The sequence below is a fragment of the Janthinobacterium sp. FT14W genome (assembly GCF_009208755.1).
GTDB lineage: Bacteria > Pseudomonadota > Gammaproteobacteria > Burkholderiales > Burkholderiaceae_D > Janthinobacterium > Janthinobacterium violaceinigrum.
In genome coordinates this window covers 39,130-58,025 of sequence record NZ_WFLL01000030.1, presented here as the reverse complement: position 1 = coordinate 58,025, position 18,896 = coordinate 39,130, and the positions used below count along the sequence as shown (strand labels likewise).

Here is an 18,896-nt window from a genome sequence, read left to right as displayed (position 1 = left end):
GCGCGATTGCCGGGGTCATACAAGGATCGGGCAGACTGATTACACGTAGTCTTTGTACTTGTCCAGGTGACGGATCGGCTTGCTCAGCGCATCGCGGCGGAACGGGTCGCCCAGTTCGCGCGTGCACATGATTTCGATGATGGTGGTCTTGCCTTCATTCATCTGCATGTCGATCGCCTTCTTCAGGGCCGGGCCCACGTCTTCCAGCTTGTCGACCGTGATGCCTTCGGCGCCCATGGCCCGCGCGATTTCCGCGAAGCTCTGGTTGTCGAGTTCTCCGGCGACGAAGCGGCGGTTGTAGAAATCCACCTGGTTTTTCTTTTCCGCGCCCCACTGGCGGTTGTGGAACACCACGGCCGTCACGGGAATGTTGTGGCGCACGCAGGTCATCGTTTCCATCAGACTCATGCCCCAGGCGCCGTCGCCCGCATACGACACGGCCGGACGGTGCGGCGCAGCCACTTTCGCGCCGATGATGGTGGGGAAGGCATAACCGCAGTTGCCAAAGCTCATCGCTGCAAAGAAGCTGCGCGGTTTCTCAAAGCGCAGATAGCTGTTGGCCACCGAGTTGATGTTGCCGATGTCGGTTGACACCATCACGTCTTCCGGCATGGCTTTTTCCAGCTCGCGCAAGACCTGGCGCGGGTGCAGGTAGTTGCCCGGCTCTTTCTTCTGTTCCTCGATCATGTCCAGGCTGTACGCATCTTTTTCGTGCGTCCAGTTCGTCAATTCCTCTTCCCACGCGGCCTTCTCGGCTTGCACGGTGGCATAGCGTGCTTCGCGCGTGGCGTCGCAATCGAGCTTCTTGCCGTCCAGGCGCGCAAGAATCGCCTTGGCGGCCGCCTTGGCGTCGCCGCAGATACCCACCGAAATCTTTTTCACCAGGCCCAGCATCTTGTTGTCCGCGTCGATCTGGATGATCTTGGCATTCTTCGGCCAGTAATCCATGCCGTGCTGCGGCAGGGTGCCGAACGGTCCCAGGCGCGAACCGAGGGCCACGACGACGTCGGCCTGGGCGATCAGTTTCATCGCCGCCTTCGATCCTTGATAACCCAATGGACCGCACCACAGCGGGTGGCTGGCGGGGAAGGAGTCATTGTGCAGATAGCTGTTGACGACGGGCGCACCCAGGCGCTCGGCCAGCGCCTTGCATTCTTCGATGGCGTCGCCCATGACGACGCCGCCGCCGGAAATAATCACGGGGAACTTGGCCTTGGCCAGCAGTTCTGCCGCATCGTTCAGGCTTTGTTCGCCGCCGGCGCCGCGGTCCAGGCGGTTCGGTTTCGGGATTTCCGCCTTGATTTCACCGTAGAAATAATCACGGGGAATATTCAGCTGCGTCGGGCCCATCTCCGACATGGCGCGGTCGAAGCAGCGGCCCGTGAATTCCGCCATGCGGGCCGGATTCGTCACGTGGCCCTGGTATTTCGTGAATTCCTCGAACATCGGCAGCTGGTTCGCTTCCTGGAAGCCGCCCAGGCCCATGCTCATGGTGCCCGTTTCCGGCGTAATGATCACGACGGGCGTGTGCGCCCAGTAGGCGGCAGCGATGGCCGTGACGCAATTGCTGATGCCGGGGCCGTTCTGGCCGATGACGACGCCGTGGCGGCCGGAAACCCGGGCATAGCCGTCGGCCATGTGGCCGGCGCCCTGCTCGTGCACGACGGGAATCAAACGGATGCCGGCGGGCGCAAAGATATCCATCGGGTCCATGAAGGCCGAGCCCATGATGCCGAACATATCGGTCACGCCATTGGCGGCCAGGGTTTCCACGAACGCTTCGGAAGGCGTCATCTTTTGCGGGCCTACGGGGGTAGCTGCGGTGGCCGCTGCGGCGGCGGCTTTTTGGTCGGACAAATCGGTCATGGCTCAGTCTCCTTACAGTTTTATGAAAAATCGGTATATTTTGTTCCGATATTTGAAATACATGTTCAATTTAACGGTTGCGAAATGCGCTGTCAATGAAAATTCATGAAAAATCGGACTGTTTCATTCCTGAATCCGGAATCCGTGAGCAAGGTCCATTCCTGAAACAACAATGGCGGCTTATCCGCAACAGATAAGCCGCCACCGGTGTCGCCTGCCGTGCGCCTTAGAACTTCAGGCGCATGCCGGCCGTGAAGGCGCTCGAGTGATGGCCTGGCAAGGGCACGCTGCCGCCGCTGGACGCGTCGCCGACGAAGTTGGTGCCTGCGCCATCGTTATTGATGCGGCCGTACGAGGTGTACAGATTCGTGCGCTTGGACAAGGCATACGTGTAGCCGATGGCCAGCTGGCGCCCGCCGCGGCGTAGGTTCGTGCGGTCATCCTTGCGGATGTACGAGGCCATCACGCTGCCCGCCGCGCCCACGGGGGCCGACACGCCCAGCATGTAGTCGCGGAAGTCCGTGCCCGCATCGTCCTTGTCCGTTTCATACGCTGCGTGCAGCTTGGCGGGGCCGAAGTCGTAGGTACCGCCCAGCAAGGTCACTCTCGCCGTGTTCAGCGGCGTGTCCTTGCGGTTGTCGTGGGCCAGGGTCAGCACGAGCGGGCCGTTGGCGTAATCGATGGAAAAGTCGATGGTGCGACCCAGGGTGTTGCTGTCCGGCTTTTCGCCAAGGCCGTACATGACGGCAGCCGACAAGCCGTTCACCTTCGGCGTTTCGTACATGATGGAATTTTTCGTGCGCAGGCTGGCCACGCTCATCAGGTTGATCGAGGCGCCCGTCATGCCCGTCTCGAACGGGTCGATATTGTCCAGCGCGGTGAACAGCGGGTTGTGCTGCAAACCCAGGTTCACGGCGCCGAAGCCGCCCGACAGGCCCACGTAGGCCTTGCGTCCGAACAAGGCGCCCTGGCGGTAGGCGCCCGTGTCGAGGTCCAGGCCATTTTCCAGCAAGAAGTTGGCTTTCAGGTTATTGCCCAGGTCTTCCGTGCCCTTGAAGCCGATGCGGCTGCCCGACTGCACGCCGGTGGCCAGCTTGGTGACGGAACCGTCCGCGCCGCCGTGTTCCGATGTGAGGCCCGCGTCGAGCAAGCCGTACACGGTGACGGACGACTGGGCGCCGGCGCTGCCGGCAAGGAGGGAGGCCAGGACGGCCGCCGCTGCGAGTGTGTGTTTCATGTCATCTCCAGGTATTGTGGTTTTTATAAACGCTTGAAACGATAATCAACTACGGGGGCTACAAAATCTGCTCAGGCGATCAGCCCGGCCATGGGCGACGAGGGCGAGGCGCTCATGGCGTTCGCTCTCCGGGGCATGCGTCCGGCCAGGTAAGCCTCGCGTCCGCCCTGCACTGCCAGTTTCATGGCGCGCGCCATGCGTATCGGTTCGCGCGCCGCCGCAATGGCGGTATTCATCAGGATGCCGTCGCAGCCCAGTTCCATGGCGATGGCCGCGTCCGACGCCGTGCCCACGCCCGCGTCGACCAGCACGGGCACCGTGGCTTGCTCGATGATCAGGGACAAGTTCCACGGATTCAGAATGCCCATGCCCGAGCCGATCAATGACGCCAGCGGCATGACGGCGATGCAGCCCAGGTCTTCCAGCATGCGCGCCTGGATGGGATCGTCGCTGCAATACACCATCACCTGGAAGCCGTCGCGCACCAGCTGCCCGGCCGCTTTTAACGTTTCCGGCATGTTCGGGAACAGGGTCTTGTCATCGCCCAGCACTTCCAGCTTGCACAGCGGGTGGCCGCCCAGCAGCTCGCGCGCCAGCTGCAGGGTGTAGACGGCGTCGCGCGCGTTGTAGCAGCCGCCCGTGTTGGGCAGGATCGTGTATTTCGACGGCGGGATGAAGTCGAGCAGGTTGGGTTCGCCCTTTTCCTGGCCGATGTTGACCCTGCGTATCGTCACGGTGACGATCTCGGCGCCGCTCTCCTCGATGGCCAGGCGCGTTTCCTCGAAATCCTTGTACTTGCCCGTGCCCACCAGCAGGCGCGACTGATAGGTGGTGCCGGCCAGGGTCAGGCCGTTTTGTGCGGGGGTGGCGTCGTCTCTCATCGTGGTGCTCTCCTAAGTTAAAGCTGGGGTCAGTCCTTGCGGGATCGGAATGTGCCCCATTGGGGCATATTCCCCCGGCGGGTCTGACCCCGGAATGCCTCTGCCGCAGACTGCGGTGCCAAGCGTTGCCCGCAAAACGCAAAATCGACGTCGGGCCGCCGTCCCGACACGAGGTCGGCAAGCGCCCTGCCCGCGCCGCAGCCCATGGTCCAGCCCAGGGTGCCGTGGCCCGTGTTGAGGAACAGCTGGCGGTAGCGCGTGGCGCCGATGTAAGGCACGTTTGACGGTGTCAGGGGGCGCAGGCCGGCCCAGTAGACGGGATCGCTGTAATCGCAGGCATGGGGAAACAGCGCCTGCACGCGGCGCGTGATGGCGGCGCAGCGCAGCGGGTTCAGTTCGCGCGTGTAGCCGTTCAACTCGCACGTGCCCGCCACGCGCAGGCGTTCGCCCAGGCGCGAAAACACGAGCTTGTGGCCGTCGTCCGTCAGCGAGACGGTCGGTGCGCCGGCAGGGTCGAGAATCGGATACGTGGCGGAATAACCTTTGCCCGGATACAGCATCAATCGGATGCCCAGCGGCTGCAGCAGGGGCGCGGAAAAGCTGCCCATGGCCACCACCACGGCATCCGCGTGCTCCAGGCGGTGGCGCCCTTGCGCATCGATGCATTCCGCGCCGGTGACTCTCTCTCCGTCCAGCAGCAAACGCGTCACGGTGGTGCCGTACTGAAAATCCACGCCGGCCGCCGCGGCGCGGGCCGCCAGCGCCGTGGTAAACAAGTGCACGTCGCCCGACTCGTCGGTGGCCGTGAAGTCGCCGCCCACGATGCGGCTGCGCGCGTGGGCCAGGGCCGGCTCGATGCGGATCACCTCATCGGCGCTGACGCTGTTGCGCGGGCAGCCCAGCTCGCGCAGCAGCGCGGCGCCGGACTGCGATTTATCGAACTCCTGCTGGTCCGTATAGAAATGCAGGATGCCCCGCTCCAGGTGGTCATACGCGATGCCCGTTTCGCGCCGCAGTGCCTGCAGACTCTGCCGGCTGTACTCGGCCAGCGCGACGATCTGGCGCATATTGCGCGCCACCCGCGACGGCAGGCATTCGCGCAGGTAGTGCAAGGCCCATTGCCATTGCAGCGGGTCCAGGCGGGGGCGGAACAGCAGCGGTGCATCGTCCTTGCCCAGCCAGCGCACGACCTTGCGCAGGGTGGCGGGATTGGCCCACGGTTCCGCGTGCGAGACGGAAATCTGTCCGCCGTTGCCGAAGCTGGTTTCCTGCGCGGCGCCCGCCTGGCGCTCGAGCACGCGCACGTCGTGGCCCGCCTGGCGCAAGTACCAGGCCGTGGCCGTGCCGACCACGCCGGCGCCGAGGACAAGGATCTTCATGGCAGGCCCGGCTCGCTCAGCGCGTCAGCAGCACGGCGATGGCGACGAAGGCGGCGATCCACACCGTTTCCATCACCAGCATGATCACGGGACGCCAGCCCAGCGAAGCCAGCGACTGGAACGAGGTTTTCACGCCCAGGGCGGCGATGGCGATGACGAGGCAGGCGCGCGAAGCATTGTTGATCCAGCTATTCACTTCCTGCGGGATCAGGCCCAGGCTGTTGGTGATGACCAGCCAGACAAAGCCGATCAGGAAGAACGGCACCAGCGGCGGCGCATCGACTTCGCTCTTGCCGTCCTTGCGCTTGAACATGATCGACAGGCCCAGCACGACGGGCACGAGGCAAGCCACGCGCGTCAGTTTGACGAAGGTGGCCACGTCGCCCGTGTGGTTGCTGACCAGATAGCCCGCCCCCACCACCTGCGCCACGTCATGGATGGTGCCGCCGATGAACACGCCCGCTTCCGTCGGGTCAAAGCCCAGCAGCTTGACCAGCAGCGGATAGACGATCATGGCCAGGGTGGACAGCGACGTCACGCCCACCACGGTCAGCAGGGTGAATTTTTCGTTTTCCTTGGTTTGCGGCAGCACGGCCGAGATGGCCAGCGCGGCCGAGGCGCCGCAGATGGCCACGGAGCCGCCCGACAGGATGCCTTCCGTGATGGGCCGTTTCAGCCACCTGGCCAGCAGATAGCCGAAACCCAGGGTGGCGATCAGCCCGCCGACGACGATCAGCAAGGGCGTCACGCCGACCGAGGCGATCTGGTTGAAGGTGATGCGCGCGCCCAGCAGGGCCACGCCCGTGCGCAGCAGCACCTTGCTGCAAAACTCGATGCCGGGCTTGCAGGTGGGATCGGACGCGAGGAAGTGGAAGGCCAGGCCGAAGAACAGCGCATACAGCAACTGGGGGCCGCCGTAATTGCTGGAAATAAAGGTGGCCGACAGGGCAATCACCAGCGCAATGGCCACGCCGGGCCAGCTGCGCAGCACGGCGCGGGGACGCCAGATGGCGACGGCGGAAGACAGGTAGGGAATGTTCTTGTCGACAACGCGTGTTATCGCTGAGGAGTTGGTTTTCATGCGGGTCCGCTCATAATGTTTTAAAAATTGGGACATTTCATCTCGTTTTTTAATAATACACGATGAGCTAGCGAAGTCCATGCTTTTCCATGAAAATCGAAACCGGATGTTCCGGAAACTGACGTTTTAATGATATCGACGCCGTAAACGACAAGCGGCGCGGCCCTTTGCAGGGACGCGCCGCTCTCTACTGACGAGTTAAGGCTTACTTCTTGTTCAGGCGGGTAATCAGGCTGGACGTATCGTAGCGGTTGCCGCCCGCCTGCTGCACTTCGCCATAGAACTGGTCCGTCAAGGTGGTCACGGGCAAATCGCTGCCGTTGCGCTTGGCTTCGGCGAGGCAGATGCCCAGGTCCTTGCGCATCAGGTCGACGGCGAAGCCGAAGTCGAACTTGCGCTCTATCATGGTCTTGCCCCGGTTTTCCAGCTGCCACGACTGCGCCGCGCCCTTGGAAATCACGTCGACGACGAGCGCCGCGTCCAGGCCCGCGTTTTCCGCGAAGGCGATGCCTTCGCTCAAGGCTTGCACGAGGCCCGCGATGCAGATCTGGTTCACCATCTTCGTCAGCTGGCCGGAACCGGAGGCCCCCATATAGGTGACGGCGCGCGAAAACAGGGCGATGACGGGCTCGGCGCGGGCGTAAGCCTCGGCGTCGCCGCCCACCATCACCGTCAGCTTGCCGTTTTCCGCGCCCGCCTGGCCGCCGGACACGGGCGCGTCGAGGAAGAACACCCCCTTCTCTTTCGCCGCCGTATGGATGGTGCGCGCCGCTTCGCTTGATGCCGTCGTATGGTCGATCAGGATGCTGCCCGGCGCCATGGCGGACAGCAAGCCGCCCTCTTCCAGGATGACCTGGTACAGGTCGTTATCGTTGCCGATGCAGGTGAAGACGAACTCGGCGCCTGCTGCGGCCGCGGCCGGCGTGGCGGCGCTCTGGCCCTTGTGCTGTTCCAGCCAGGCGGCCGCGCGGGCCGGGTTGCGGTTGTACACGGTGACGTCGTGCCCGCCCGCCGCCAGGTGACCTGCCATGGGAAAACCCATGACGCCCAAACCGATGAATGCCACTTTTGCCATATTGTCCGTCCTGTCGATGTATGAATCCGATTATTGTTGCACAAACAGTCGCCGCCGGCAGCCTCAAGGCCCGGGGGCGCGCCGATAATACAGGTCGAACTCGCCCTCGCCGTCCGGCACGAAGCCGTGACGGACATAAAAGCGGTTCGCCTCGCTACCGCGCAAGGCGCCCACGCGCACGCTCTTGCGGGCCGCATCGGCCTCGGCAAACACGCGCGCCAGCACGGCCGCGCCCATGCCTTGCCGCTGGCAGGCGGGCGCCAGGTAGAGGTGGTCGAGCAATAAATAGTCCGCTTGCGGCCGCAACACATAGAAGCCGGCCAGCGTGTCGTCATGGCGCAACTGCCAGGTGCAATCGGGGTCGTAGCTGGCCAGGAAACGATCACGCGCGCGCTGCGGATCATAGCGTCCGATGCGCTCCAGGCTTGCCCGCATGGCAGCCACGCGCAGGCTGGCCAGCGCCTCGCCATCGGCCAGGCTGGCAGGCAAGAAGGTCAGCATGGCGTCACAGCAGGCCGCGCAGCGCCGCCAGCAGGGCCCCGCATTCGGCCCGGTTGCCGATGCTGATGCGCAGATACTGGCTGATGCGCGGTGCATTGAAATGGCGCACGATCACCGATTTGGCGCGCAAGCCGGCCGCCAGTTGCGCCGCGTCATGCTGCGGGTGGCGGGCAAACACGAAGTTGGCCACCGACGGCAGCACCTCGAAGCCCAGCGCCGCCAGGTCCGCCGCCAGGTGTTCGCGGCTGGCGATGACGGCCTGGCGCGTCTGCTGGAAATACGCTTCGTCGCGCAGCGAGGCCACGGCGCCGGCCAGGGCCAGCCGGTCCAGCGGATACGAGTTGAAACTGTTCTTCACCCTATCCAGCGCCTCGATCAGGTCCGGATGCCCGAAGGCGCACCCCACGCGCAAGCCGGCCAAGGAGCGCGATTTCGAGAACGTCTGCACCACCAGCAGGTTCGGATAACGGTCGACCAGGGCCACGGCGCTGACGCCGCCGAAATCCACATACGCTTCATCGACCACCACCACGGCGTCGGGATGGTCGCGCAACAGGGTTTCCACGCCGGCCAGCGGCAAGTCCACGCCCGTGGGCGCGTTGGGATTGGGGAAGATGATGGCGCCGCATGGCCCCCGGTAATCTTGCGGACGGATGCGCATCGACTCGTCGAGTGCCACCGTGCGGTAATCGATGCCATACAGCTTGCAATACACGGGATAGAAACTGTAGCTGATGTCGGGGAACAGCAGCGGCGCATCGTGCTTGAGCAGGGCCATGAAGGCCAGCGCCAGCACTTCGTCGGAACCATTGCCGACGAACACTTGCGCGCTGTTCAGACCGTGGTAGCCGGCCAGGGTTTGCTTCAGTTCGCTGGCCGTGGGATCGGGATACAGGCGCAGGCTGTCATTGGCAGCTTCGCGCAGCGCGGCCAGCACCTGCGGCGACGGGCCGTAGGGATTTTCATTGGTGTTGAGTTTGACCAGGTCGGGCAGCTTCGGCTGCTCGCCCGGGACGTAGGGGGTCAGCTCGCTGACGATGGTGCTCCAGAATCGGCTCATTGCTTGGGTTCGCGGGATGGGGGATCGGATAGATTACCATAGGCCGAGGAGGGCCAAGGCGAGTGGCAGCGGCGAGGGGTAGCGTGGACAGCATCTGCTTTGTCGGGCGTCGCGTTTGCGGTGGGCAAGCTCGTGCACTGGCGGTGTTCGTGACGGGTGCTGGCCATTTAAAACCTGAATGGAGGAAAAAGACGCCTTGCGCTGCGCGCTTTGGGCGGTTTTTCTACCTGGACTTTGCGCTGGTGGTCTTTTGACCTTGCGGGAATAAAAAAAGCTCCCTTGCGGGAGCTTCTCTTATGTATTCTGGCGGAGAGGGTGGGATTCGAACCCACGGTACGATTTAACGTACGCTTGATTTCGAGTCAAGTACATTCGACCACTCTGCCACCTCTCCGTTTACTGCGGTCTATTCATCCAAACTGGCATGCCTGTTTGAACGAGGCGCTATTTTAGCATGGGCATTGTTCAATTGGGTAGGGGTTTATTGCTAATCTGGCTTTGGAAAAGCAAAAACCATTTGGACGATTCGGAGAGCCTCGCGCGAGACGCGGCTCGTCTTTGTAGACGCCGCCTTCGCGCACGCGTGAAAACCAATTGGACGATTCGGAGAGCCTCGCGCGAATACGCGCTCGTCTTCGAATCCCACGCGCAAGGCGCGCAGGCGCCTTGCTCCTCTTCGCCGCCACAAATAAAAAAAGCTCCCTTGCGGGAGCTTTCTCTATTTGTTCTGGCGGAGAGGGTGGGATTCGAACCCACGGTACGATTTAACGTACGCTTGATTTCGAGTCAAGTACATTCGACCACTCTGCCACCTCTCCATTTGCTGCGGTCTTTTCCTGCATTGCTGCGGGAAGGCAAGATTATAGCAGCCGCTTGAAAAAATGGAAGGACTATTTTGCGCCTTCCATTCACCAGGCTGCCTGAACCTTTCAGGCCTTCAGATGCGTCAGGCCGCCCATGTACGGACGCAGCACTGGCGGGATCTCGACGCTGCCGTCTGCCTGCTGGTAGTTTTCCAGCACGGCGACCAGGGTGCGGCCCACTGCCAGGCCGGAGCCGTTCAGGGTATGCGCCAGTTCCGGCTTGCCGGCCGCGTTGCGGAAACGCGCCTGCATGCGACGGGCCTGGAAGGCTTCCGTGTTCGACAGGGACGAGATTTCACGGTAGGTATTCTGCGCCGGCAGCCACACTTCCAGGTCGAAGGTCTTGGTGGCCGTAAAGCCCATGTCGCCCGTGCACAGCGACATCACGCGGTATGGCAGGCCCAGGCGTTGCAGAATCGTTTCCGCGTGGCCGACCATTTCTTCCAGCACCTGGTACGACGTGTCCGGATGCACGACCTGCACCATTTCCACCTTGTCGAACTGGTGCTGGCGGATCATGCCGCGCGTATCGCGGCCGTAGCTGCCCGCTTCCGAGCGGAAGCATGGCGTATGGGCCGTCATTTTCAGGGGCAGCTGGTCGAGCGCCAGGATCTCGTCGCGCGCGATGTTGGTCAGCGACACTTCCGAGGTGGGGATCAGGTAGAAGGTCTCGCCCTCGCCTTCCACGCCGCCTTTTTTCACCGAGAACAGATCGGCTTCGAATTTCGGCAGCTGGCCCGTGCCGCGCAGCGAATCGGCATTGACCATGTAGGGGGTATAGCATTCCGTGTAGCCATGCTCGTCCACGTGCGTGTTGAGCATGAATTGCGCCAGCGCGCGGTGCAGGCGGGCGATGCCGCCCTTCATGACGGAAAAGCGCGAACCGGTCAGCTTGGTGGCCACTTCGAAGTCCAGGCCCAGCGGGGCGCCCACGTCGACGTGATCCTTGACTTCGAAATCGAAGGTGCGCGGCGTGCCCACCTTGCGCACTTCCACGTTGCCCGACTCGTCCGTACCAACGGGGGCCGATTCGTGCGGCAGGTTCGGCACGGCCATGATGAATTCGCTCAGCTTGGCTTGCACGAGGGTCAGCGCCGCTTCATCGGCTTTCAATTCGTCGCCCAGGCCCGCCACTTGCGCCATCACGGCCGAGGTGTCTTCCCCCTTGCCTTTCAACATGCCGATTTGCTTGGACAGCGCGTTGCGCTTGCCCTGCAGCTCTTCGGTGCGCGTCTGGATCGCCTTGCGTTCGGCTTCGAGGGCGTTGAAACCTGCCACGTCGAGCTGGAATTTGCGCGTTGCCAGGCGGGCGGCAACGGTGGCGATGTCTTTACGGAGAAGTTGGATATCTATCATGGGTGGATGGCGGTGCCGATGTATCGAAAGCATCCATTGTACCAAGACCCGTTCAGTTCATTATGAGTTTTGCACACGGCCCGCCATCGTCATGGCAGCCTGGCTGGGCACCCGCGCCCGCTTTACATCCGATGCTCAGGCTGGCGCTCAGATAAAGGCCGCTTTTTCGGCAGCCGTCAGGCGGCGGGCGCTGACGGTAACGACCGGCATCTTGCTGTCGGCAGCCCGGGCGATCACGGTGCTGCTGGCGCTTACCTCGACCGTATTCGCGCCGGCGGTGGCGAAGCTGGTGCCGATGGCGATGACGGCGGCGGCGACAAAGGCGATTTCCATGTTTTTCAGTGCGTTCATGATGTAACTCCTAGTTGGTTTGTTTGTTTGACTGCGCTTGGTATGGTGGTACTTTAGCCAACGCGCAGGCAAGACGCCACCGGCTTGCGACCAGCGGCGAAAAACAGGGAGCGAACGGTGAAAAACGGGGACTGAAGCGCGCAGAACAGTTACAAGGCGTCCTTGACGAGACGCCCTAACCGGCCGATAGCCTGCTCGATGCGCGGCGTCCATGCATTGCCGCAATTGAGGCGCAGATAATTGCCGAACTTGCCAGAGGCCGAGAACAGCTGGCCCGGCATATACGCCACGCCTTCCGCGATGGCCTGGCCATGCAGGGCCAGCGCATCGACTTGCGGCGGCATCTGCACCCACAGCACGAAACCGCCTTGCGGCTCGGACAGCATGCAGTCCGCCGGAAAGTGCGCCGCCACGGCGTCGGACATGCGCGCGATGCGCTGCACCAAGGTGCGCCGCATCTTGCGCAGCTGCTGGTCGTAGCTGCTGCCTTCCAGGAAGTCGGCCAGCACGGCCTGGAAGAAATGGCTGGTGGCGCCGCTGGACACGGTTTTCAGCAGGGCCACTTCCTGCGCGAAACGCCCGGCCAGCACGTAGCCCACGCGCGAGGCGGGCGTGATGGCCTTGGAAAACGAGGAGCACAATAAAACGTTGCCGCTCGTGTCGTAGGCTTTCACGGGCCACGGCCGCTGCGGTGCAAAGCACAGGTCGCCATACACGTCGTCTTCCACCAGCGGAATATTGAATTCCGACAGCAGGCCCGCCAGCCGCTTCTTGTTTGCTTCCGGCATGACGCAACCGAGCGGGTTGTTCGCATTCGGCACGAACAGGCACGCTTGCACGAGGCCGGCGCGCAGGGCCAGTTCCAGCGCATCGAGCGACGGCCCCGTCTTCGGGTCGGTGGGAATTTCCAGCGCCTTCATGCCCAGGCTTTCGATCATCTGCAGCAGCACGAAATACGTGGCCGACTCGATGGCGATGGTGTCGCCCGGCTTGGCCACGGCACGCAGGCACAGGCTGATCGCTTCCGTGCAGGAATTCGTCACGACGATTTCTTGCGGGTCGAGCTTGCCCCAGTCCAGCGCGCGGCGCGTGACCTGGCGCAGGAAATTGCCTTCGCTGATGTCATAGCAGCTGACCTTGCTGAGCAGGACGGGATCTCGCCGCGCCACGGCGCTGATGGTGCGCTGCATGCGCTTGATGGGCAGGATCTCGTCGGGCGGCCAGGCCGTGCCCAGCTGCACCACATCGCGCGTCTCGTTCTCCTTCAGCACCCGCATCAAGAGGTTGTTGATGCCGACAAAGGCCGGCTCCTTCAAATGCTGGGCGTCCGCGCTGCACGGGCGGCGCGGCGCCCGGTGGCGCACGAAATAGCCGGACTGGGGCCGCGCATCGACCTGTCCCCGGTCTTCCATCAGGCGCAAGGCTTGCATCACGGTACTGATGGAGATGCGCTTTTGCTGCGCCAGGTGGCGGATCGACGGCAGGCGGTCGCCGGGCGCGAACACGCGCGCGTCGATCAGGGCGCCCAGCTCGTTGGCCAGGTGCTCGTACAGATTCGTGTGCGTACTCATGTTCATCCCTTCAGTATGCGGCTGCCGCGCGTGGCCGGCACAGATACAGTTGCCGAGTTTTTTGACAAGCACAGTGTACGACGAAGTGCACTGTATTCATCACAATTTCGTTTTCCTGCATCTGTCATGGTTGGCAGCAAGGGCCTAAGCTGTTCCTGTCAGCACAACAGGATCGATGCCATGCATACCGACCACGAATTACGCAGCGAACGGCCCTTGCGCCTGGAAAAAGCGCATGCGAAGGTGATCGAATGCCTGTCCGGCACGGCCTGGATCACGGCCTACGCCCAGTTCGAGGATTGCGTGCTGCGCAGCGGCGAGCGCTACACCGTACCGAATGACGGCCTGGTGCTGGTGGAAGCCGTGGGTAGCGGACACATCCGCGTCCATGGCACGGCCGCACCGCGTCCCGCCCTGCTGCGCTGGCTGAACCTGGCACTGCCTCACACCTTGCATATTAGGAATACATGACTCAAGCACCACCACTGCGCGTCCTCGTCACGGGCGCCGCCGGCGTCATCGGCACCGCTTTCTGGAAGCGCCGGCACGGGGAATTCTCCCTGCGCCTGGCCGACCTGCACACTGACGGGCTGGCACCGGCGCCCTGCCCGTCCATTCAGCTCGACGTGGGCAACTACGCCGCCTGCCTGGCCGCCTGCGCCCATACCGACGTGGTGCTGCACCTGGCCGGCGTGCCCCATGCCAGCGCCGACTTCGACACGCAGCTGCTGCAGCCGAACATCATCGGCACGCACAACATCTTCCGCGCGGCGCAGGCGCAGGGCGTGCAAAGAGTGGTGCTTGCCAGCAGCGCGCAAGCCATCGAAGGCTATCCGCTCGATGTGCAGGTGCACGAGCACATGCCGGCCCGGCCCGCCAATATGTATGGCGCCAGCAAGGCCTTCGGCGAAGGCGTGGCCTCCGCGTTCGCGCACCAGCATGGCATGACGGCGATTGCCGTGCGCATCGCCAACGTGGCGCAGTTTGCGCCAGGTCAACAGCACAGCGCACGCGACATCGCCGCCTTCATCAGCGAGCGCGACGTGGTGCAGTTGCTGGCCTGCTGCCTCAGTGCTGACGTGCCGCCCGGCTACCACGTCGTGCATGGCGTGTCGGACAACCGCTACAAACGGCTGTCGATCGCAGCGACGCGCCAGCTGGTGGGCTACGCGCCGCAGGACGACGGTTTTACCCTGCTGGGACTGTAGCGTCAGCCCTTGCCGGCTGGTTTTCCCGCTTTTCTGTCCAGCTCGCGCAGCCACGCCAATTTATCGGCGATCTTGCTTTCCAGGCCGCGGGGCACGGGCTGGTACCAGCCCGGTTCCGCCATGCCGTCCGGGAAATACGTTTCGCCGGCCGCGTAGGCATCGGGTTCGTCATGCGCGTAGCGGTAGGCGTGGCCGTAGCCCAGCTCCTTCATCAGCTTGGTCGGCGCATTGCGCAAGTGCACGGGCACTTCCTTCGATTTATCTTTCTTGACGAAGGCCATGGCCGTGTTGAAGGCGTTGTAGCCGGCATTGCTCTTCGCGGCAATGGCCAGGTAGATCACGGCCTGGCCCAGGGCCAGCTCGCCTTCGGGCGAACCCAGGCGTTCATACGTTTCCGCCGCGTCGTTGGCCATGGTCAAGGCGCGCGGATCGGCCAGGCCGATATCTTCCCAGGCCATGCGCACGATGCGCCGCGACAGGTAGCGGGGGTCGGCGCCGCCGTCGATCATGCGGCAAAACCAATACAGGGCCGCATCGGGGTTCGAACCGCGCACGGACTTGTGCAAGGCGGAAATCTGGTCATAGAAATTGTCGCCGCCCTTGTCGAAGCGGCGCGAATTCAAGGTCAGCGCATTGTCGACGAAGGCCGCGTCGATGCTGGTCGTGCCCGTCGAGCTGGCGGCCGTCTCGGCCTGCTCCAGCAAGTTCAAGAAGCGCCGCGCATCGCCGTCCGCGTAGCCGATCAGGGTGTCGGCCGCCGCCTCGTCAAACGTCAGGTGCGTCAGGGCCGTCGATTGCGCCTTGGCCAGCAACTGCTTCATCTCGTCTTCGTTGAGGGACTTCAACACATACACTTGCGCGCGCGACAGCAACGCGGAGTTGACTTCAAAGCTGGGGTTTTCCGTCGTCGCGCCGATGAAGGTCACGAGGCCCGATTCCACGAAAGGCAGCAAGGCGTCCTGCTGCGATTTGTTGAACCGGTGGATTTCGTCGACGAACAATAAAGTGTGCTTGCCGAACTGGACCAGGCTGTGGCGGGCCTGGTCCATGGCGGCGCGGATATCTTTTACGCCCGCGAACACGGCCGACAGGGCGATGAATTCGCTGTCGAATGCGTTCGCCATCAGGCGCGCCAGGGTGGTCTTGCCCACGCCGGGCGGGCCCCACAAGATCATCGAATGGGCCTTGCCCGCCTCGAACGCCAGGCGCAGCGGCTTGCCCGCGCCCAGCAAATGCGTCTGGCCGATGACTTCGTTCAGGGTGGATGGCCGCAAGGCCTCGGCCAGCGGCTGGCGCGGTGCGGTGGAAAAGAGATCCGCCATAATATTTACCGGGTAAGAATGCAAAGGCCCCGCATGGTGCGAGGCCGGTCAATGACAGTCTGCGAAAAATTAATTATTAATCACATCCGCGCCCTTGGGCATGACAAATTTAAAGTGATCGGCGGATAAGGCCGGATTTTTCTGGAAGTTCTTGAACGCCAGCACCGACGTCTGGCCGAACGAGTCGCGCAATTCCATCGCTTCCGGCACACCGTTGCGCAGGCCGATGGTGATTTCGTCGAACGTCGTATCCTTGGCTTTCGGCGTGGCTTTCAGCCATTCCAGGCCGTCGCGCGTGCCCGCTTCCGCCAGGGTGAAATTCTTTTCCAGGTCGTTGCTGCCAAACAAGATGGCAGCGGGCGAGGAACCGAGCGCGTCGCCCAGTTTTTTGACCGTCACCTGGCTCAAGTCCTTGTCGTAGATATACAGCTTGTCGCCGTCCGCCTGCAGCAGCTGCTCGTACGGCTTCAGATAAGTCCAGATGAACTTGCCTGGGCGGGCAAACTCGAAGGTGCCGCTGGCCGGGGTCGACACTTTCGCCTTGCCGCTGGCGTCCGCCTTCTTGACCTGGCGCTGCACGAACTCGCCCTTGGCCGACTTGGTGCCGGCGGCAAAGCTCTTGAACTGCTCGAGCGCGCTGGCCGAGGCGCTGGCCGCGAACAGCAGGCTGCAGGCGACACTGGCCGCACCGATCATCATTTTTGCTGCGAAAGTCGTGTTCTGCATTCTTTCTATCCTTCTTGTCTTATTCCGCACTGGCCGCCGGCACCAGGATGTCCCGGTTGCCGTTGGATTGCATGCTTGATACCACCCCGCTCTGCTCCATCTGCTCAAGCAGGCGGGCGGCGCGGTTGTAGCCGATGCGCAAATGACGCTGCACCAGCGAAATCGAGGCGCGGCGGTTCTTCAGCACCACCGCCACTGCCTGGTCGTACAGGGCATCGGCCTCGCCGCCGCCCTCGCCCGGCACGCCGCCTTCGGCGCCGTCGCCTTCCAGGGTGCCGCCTTCGAGGATGCCCTCGATGTAATTCGGTTCGCCCTGCAGCTTCAAATGGCTGACGACGCGATGGACCTCATCATCGGAAACAAACGCGCCGTGCACGCGCATCGGCAAGCCGGTACCGGGCGGCATGTACAGCATGTCGCCCATGCCCAGCAGGGTTTCCGCGCCCATCTGGTCGAGAATGGTGCGCGAATCGATCTTGGACGACACCTGGAACGCGATACGCGTGGGAATGTTCGCCTTGATCAAGCCCGTGATCACGTCTACAGATGGGCGCTGCGTGGCCAGAATCAAGTGCAAGCCGGCGGCGCGCGCCTTTTGCGCGATACGCGCGATCAATTCCTCGACTTTTTTGCCCACCACCATCATCAGGTCGGCCAGCTCGTCGATGATGATGACGATGGTCGGCAGTTTTTCCAGCGGCTCCGGCGAATCCGGCGTCAGGCTGAACGGATTCGGGATGTGTTCTTCGCGCTTTTTCGCGTCGGCAATCTTGGCGTTGTAGCCGGCCAGGTTACGCACGCCCATCTTGCTCATCAGCTTGTAGCGGCGTTCCATCTCGTTCACGGCCCAGTTCAGCGCGTGGCCGGCCTGGCGCATGTCCGTCACGACGGGCGCCAGCAAATGGGGAATGCCTTCGTAGACGGACATTTCCAGCATCTTCGGATCGATCAGGATCAGGCGCACGTCGAGCGGGTCGGATTTGTACAGCAGCGACAGGATCGTCGCATTGATGCCCACGGATTTACCGGAACCGGTGGTACCGGCCACCAGCAAGTGGGGCATCTTCGCCAGGTCGGCCACGACGGGCTTGCCCGCGATATCCTTGCCCAGCGCAATCGTCAGGCTGGACACGCCATCGTTGTAGACCTTGGAACCGAGGATTTCCGTCAGGCGCACGATCTGGCGCTTGCTGTTCGGCAACTCCAAAGCCATGTAATTCTTGCCGGGAATGGTTTCCACCACGCGGATGGACGTGAGCGACAGCGAACGGGCCAGGTCGCGCGCCAGGCCCACGATCTGGCTGCCCTTGACGCCCGTGGCCGGCTCGATTTCATAGCGCGTGACGACGGGGCCGGGGTAAGCGGCCACTACCTTGGCATCCACGCCAAAGTCCGACAATTTCTTTTCGATCAGGCGGCTCGTGAATTCCAGGGTTTCCACGGACACCGTTTCCACCACGGGCGGCGCTTCGTCGAGCAGGGACAGGGGCGGCAGCTTGCCATCGCCCAGGCCTTCGAACAGATGGGCCTGGCGCTCTTTTTCCACGCGTTCCGATTTCACCACGGTCACCACCTGCGGCTCGATCTTCATGGGCGGCGCGGCCACGTGCTTTTCCACGTGCTTGGCCCGTTCGATGACCACCACCTCGTCGCGGCGCACGGCAGCCACTTCGCCCTGGCGGCGGTCTTCGCGGTCCTGGTAGCGCAGCACGAACCAGTTGAAAGCGTCTTCGATGGCGCCGCCGATGCGCTCGGCCACTTGCAGCCAGGACACATGGAAGAACAGGCTGAAACCCAGGCCGAACAGCAGCAACAGTAATAAAGTAGCGCCCGTGAAACCGAAGGCCACGTGGGCCGAGTGGCCCACCAGCTGGCCCAGCACGCCGCCCGGCTCGCGCGGCAGCTGCACGTGCAGGCTTTTCGCCATGCGCAGGTATTCGAGGCCCATGCTGCCGATCAGCATGATGGAAAAGCCGACGATGCGGATCAGCATCTCGACATGGTGCTCGCGCTCCACGTCTTCCTCTTCCAGCAGGAAGCGCTTGCTCAGGCGGCGATAGCCATTCCACACCGTGCGCAGCAGCCAGACGCACCACCACCAGGCGGAAAAGCCGAAGATATACAGCAACAGATCGGAAAGGGTCGCGCCCAGCTTGCCGCCCAGGTTGGCGACCTTGTCGACGGACGTGGCATGCGACCAGCCCGGGTCGAGCTTGTGGAAGCTGGCCAGTATCAGCACGAAATACAGGGCAAACGCGGCCAGCGCGAACCAGCGCGCCTCGGACAGCAGCCGCACCAGCCGGTTGGGCAGGGGCCGGCGTTCGACCGGTTTACGGGTGTAGCTATTTTGATTGGCCTGGGCTGGTTTAGTCATTCTGGGAAGCGCTGCAAGGTGAAAAATGTTTCTGAAAGGGAATTT

General features: G+C 63.0%; 16 protein-coding genes and 2 tRNA genes. 2 read left to right on the top strand and 16 right to left on the bottom strand.

The genetic code is table 11. From position 1 onward, the window contains the following. Positions 1 to 39 precede the first annotated feature (39 nt). The 13 genes from xsc to GCN74_RS19340 all read right to left on the bottom strand — a co-directional run bounded on the left by xsc (position 40) and on the right by GCN74_RS19340 (position 13,221). Complete coding sequence (gene xsc, locus GCN74_RS19400; protein WP_193317160.1) at positions 40 to 1,866, bottom strand: sulfoacetaldehyde acetyltransferase; 1,827 nt, start codon at positions 1,864 to 1,866, stop codon at positions 40 to 42. Between the two features lie 226 nt (positions 1,867 to 2,092). Further along, a complete protein-coding gene (locus GCN74_RS19395) occupies positions 2,093 to 3,103 on the bottom strand; it encodes a porin (RefSeq protein WP_152258187.1) in 1,011 nt (336 codons plus the stop codon). A 71-nt stretch (positions 3,104 to 3,174) separates the two neighbouring features. Continuing rightward, positions 3,175 to 3,984 carry a thiazole synthase gene (locus GCN74_RS19390; RefSeq protein ID WP_152258186.1) on the bottom strand — a complete coding sequence of 270 codons (810 nt, stop codon included), beginning with the start codon at positions 3,982 to 3,984 and terminating at the stop codon, positions 3,175 to 3,177. 29 nt (positions 3,985 to 4,013) lie between these two features. Further along, positions 4,014 to 5,363: a D-amino acid dehydrogenase gene (locus GCN74_RS19385; protein ID WP_152258185.1), complete on the bottom strand. Its 1,350-nt coding sequence runs from the start codon at positions 5,361 to 5,363 to the stop codon at positions 4,014 to 4,016. Positions 5,364 to 5,379: 16 nt separating this feature from the next. Beyond that, entirely contained in the window at positions 5,380 to 6,444 is a 1,065-nt protein-coding gene (locus GCN74_RS19380) for a YeiH family protein (protein WP_152258184.1), read from the bottom strand. Positions 6,445 to 6,649: 205 nt separating this feature from the next. Then, positions 6,650 to 7,519, bottom strand: a complete 870-nt coding sequence (locus GCN74_RS19375; RefSeq protein ID WP_152258183.1) for an NAD(P)-dependent oxidoreductase — start codon at positions 7,517 to 7,519, stop codon at positions 6,650 to 6,652. A gap of 63 nt (positions 7,520 to 7,582) precedes the next feature. Then, on the bottom strand, positions 7,583 to 8,020 hold the full coding sequence (locus GCN74_RS19370; RefSeq protein WP_152258182.1) for a GNAT family N-acetyltransferase: 438 nt from the start codon (positions 8,018 to 8,020) through the stop codon (positions 7,583 to 7,585). Positions 8,021 to 8,024: 4 nt separating this feature from the next. Beyond that, on the bottom strand, positions 8,025 to 9,080 hold the full coding sequence (hisC, locus tag GCN74_RS19365; protein ID WP_152258181.1) for a histidinol-phosphate transaminase: 1,056 nt from the start codon (positions 9,078 to 9,080) through the stop codon (positions 8,025 to 8,027). 304 nt (positions 9,081 to 9,384) lie between these two features. Next, positions 9,385 to 9,474: transfer RNA gene (locus GCN74_RS19360), tRNA-Ser, on the bottom strand. 334 nt (positions 9,475 to 9,808) lie between these two features. After that, positions 9,809 to 9,898, bottom strand: a tRNA-Ser gene (locus GCN74_RS19355). Between the two features lie 111 nt (positions 9,899 to 10,009). Next, positions 10,010 to 11,299 (bottom strand): serine--tRNA ligase, encoded by a 1,290-nt coding sequence (serS, locus tag GCN74_RS19350; protein ID WP_152258180.1) that lies wholly within the window; start codon positions 11,297 to 11,299, stop codon positions 10,010 to 10,012. Positions 11,300 to 11,446: 147 nt separating this feature from the next. Next, positions 11,447 to 11,650: a hypothetical protein gene (locus GCN74_RS19345; RefSeq protein ID WP_152258179.1), complete on the bottom strand. Its 204-nt coding sequence runs from the start codon at positions 11,648 to 11,650 to the stop codon at positions 11,447 to 11,449. Between the two features lie 149 nt (positions 11,651 to 11,799). Further along, entirely contained in the window at positions 11,800 to 13,221 is a 1,422-nt protein-coding gene (locus GCN74_RS19340; protein ID WP_152258178.1) for a PLP-dependent aminotransferase family protein, read from the bottom strand. 180 nt (positions 13,222 to 13,401) lie between these two features. Here GCN74_RS19340 and GCN74_RS28825 point away from each other — a divergent pair, with 180 nt between their 5' ends. Together GCN74_RS28825 and GCN74_RS19330 are read left to right on the top strand one after the other, a co-directional pair. Beyond that, positions 13,402 to 13,692 (top strand): DUF2917 domain-containing protein, encoded by a 291-nt coding sequence (locus GCN74_RS28825; protein WP_193317159.1) that lies wholly within the window; start codon positions 13,402 to 13,404, stop codon positions 13,690 to 13,692. Next, the gene (locus GCN74_RS19330) at positions 13,689 to 14,429 is read left to right on the top strand and encodes an NAD-dependent epimerase/dehydratase family protein (protein WP_152258176.1); all 741 of its coding nucleotides are present in this window, start codon (positions 13,689 to 13,691) and stop codon (positions 14,427 to 14,429) included. Before GCN74_RS28825 ends, GCN74_RS19330 begins: the two co-directional genes overlap by 4 nt. Before the next feature lie 2 nt (positions 14,430 to 14,431). Here GCN74_RS19330 and GCN74_RS19325 read toward each other — a convergent pair whose 3' ends face one another. The 3 genes from GCN74_RS19325 to GCN74_RS19315 all read right to left on the bottom strand — a co-directional run bounded on the left by GCN74_RS19325 (position 14,432) and on the right by GCN74_RS19315 (position 18,851). Continuing rightward, complete coding sequence (locus GCN74_RS19325; RefSeq protein WP_152258175.1) at positions 14,432 to 15,751, bottom strand: replication-associated recombination protein A; 1,320 nt, start codon at positions 15,749 to 15,751, stop codon at positions 14,432 to 14,434. A 69-nt stretch (positions 15,752 to 15,820) separates the two neighbouring features. Further along, entirely contained in the window at positions 15,821 to 16,477 is a 657-nt protein-coding gene (gene lolA, locus GCN74_RS19320; RefSeq protein WP_152258174.1) for an outer membrane lipoprotein chaperone LolA, read from the bottom strand. Between the two features lie 19 nt (positions 16,478 to 16,496). Next, positions 16,497 to 18,851 (bottom strand): DNA translocase FtsK, encoded by a 2,355-nt coding sequence (locus tag GCN74_RS19315; RefSeq protein ID WP_152258173.1) that lies wholly within the window; start codon positions 18,849 to 18,851, stop codon positions 16,497 to 16,499. Positions 18,852 to 18,896: the final 45 nt, after the last annotated feature.

Excerpts from the sequence above, each read along its gene's own strand:
- GCN74_RS19345 (WP_152258179.1), bottom strand. The coding sequence starts at position 11,650 with ATGAACGCACTGAAAAACATGGAAATCGCCTTTGTCGCCGCCGCCGTC.
- hisC (WP_152258181.1), bottom strand. The coding sequence starts at position 9,080 with ATGAGCCGATTCTGGAGCACCATCGTCAGCGAGCTGACCCCCTACGTC.
- lolA (WP_152258174.1), bottom strand. The coding sequence starts at position 16,477 with ATGCAGAACACGACTTTCGCAGCAAAAATGATGATCGGTGCGGCCAGT.
- GCN74_RS19375 (WP_152258183.1), bottom strand. The coding sequence starts at position 7,519 with ATGGCAAAAGTGGCATTCATCGGTTTGGGCGTCATGGGTTTTCCCATG.
- GCN74_RS19340 (WP_152258178.1), bottom strand. The coding sequence starts at position 13,221 with ATGAGTACGCACACGAATCTGTACGAGCACCTGGCCAACGAGCTGGGC.
- GCN74_RS19325 (WP_152258175.1), bottom strand. The coding sequence starts at position 15,751 with ATGGCGGATCTCTTTTCCACCGCACCGCGCCAGCCGCTGGCCGAGGCC.
- GCN74_RS28825 (WP_193317159.1), top strand. The coding sequence starts at position 13,402 with ATGCATACCGACCACGAATTACGCAGCGAACGGCCCTTGCGCCTGGAA.
- GCN74_RS19380 (WP_152258184.1), bottom strand. The coding sequence starts at position 6,444 with ATGAAAACCAACTCCTCAGCGATAACACGCGTTGTCGACAAGAACATT.
- GCN74_RS19315 (WP_152258173.1), bottom strand. The coding sequence starts at position 18,851 with ATGACTAAACCAGCCCAGGCCAATCAAAATAGCTACACCCGTAAACCG.
- GCN74_RS19390 (WP_152258186.1), bottom strand. The coding sequence starts at position 3,984 with ATGAGAGACGACGCCACCCCCGCACAAAACGGCCTGACCCTGGCCGGC.
- GCN74_RS19385 (WP_152258185.1), bottom strand. The coding sequence starts at position 5,363 with ATGAAGATCCTTGTCCTCGGCGCCGGCGTGGTCGGCACGGCCACGGCC.
- GCN74_RS19395 (WP_152258187.1), bottom strand. The coding sequence starts at position 3,103 with ATGAAACACACACTCGCAGCGGCGGCCGTCCTGGCCTCCCTCCTTGCC.
- xsc (WP_193317160.1), bottom strand. The coding sequence starts at position 1,866 with ATGACCGATTTGTCCGACCAAAAAGCCGCCGCCGCAGCGGCCACCGCA.
- serS (WP_152258180.1), bottom strand. The coding sequence starts at position 11,299 with ATGATAGATATCCAACTTCTCCGTAAAGACATCGCCACCGTTGCCGCC.
- GCN74_RS19370 (WP_152258182.1), bottom strand. The coding sequence starts at position 8,020 with ATGCTGACCTTCTTGCCTGCCAGCCTGGCCGATGGCGAGGCGCTGGCC.
- GCN74_RS19330 (WP_152258176.1), top strand. The coding sequence starts at position 13,689 with ATGACTCAAGCACCACCACTGCGCGTCCTCGTCACGGGCGCCGCCGGC.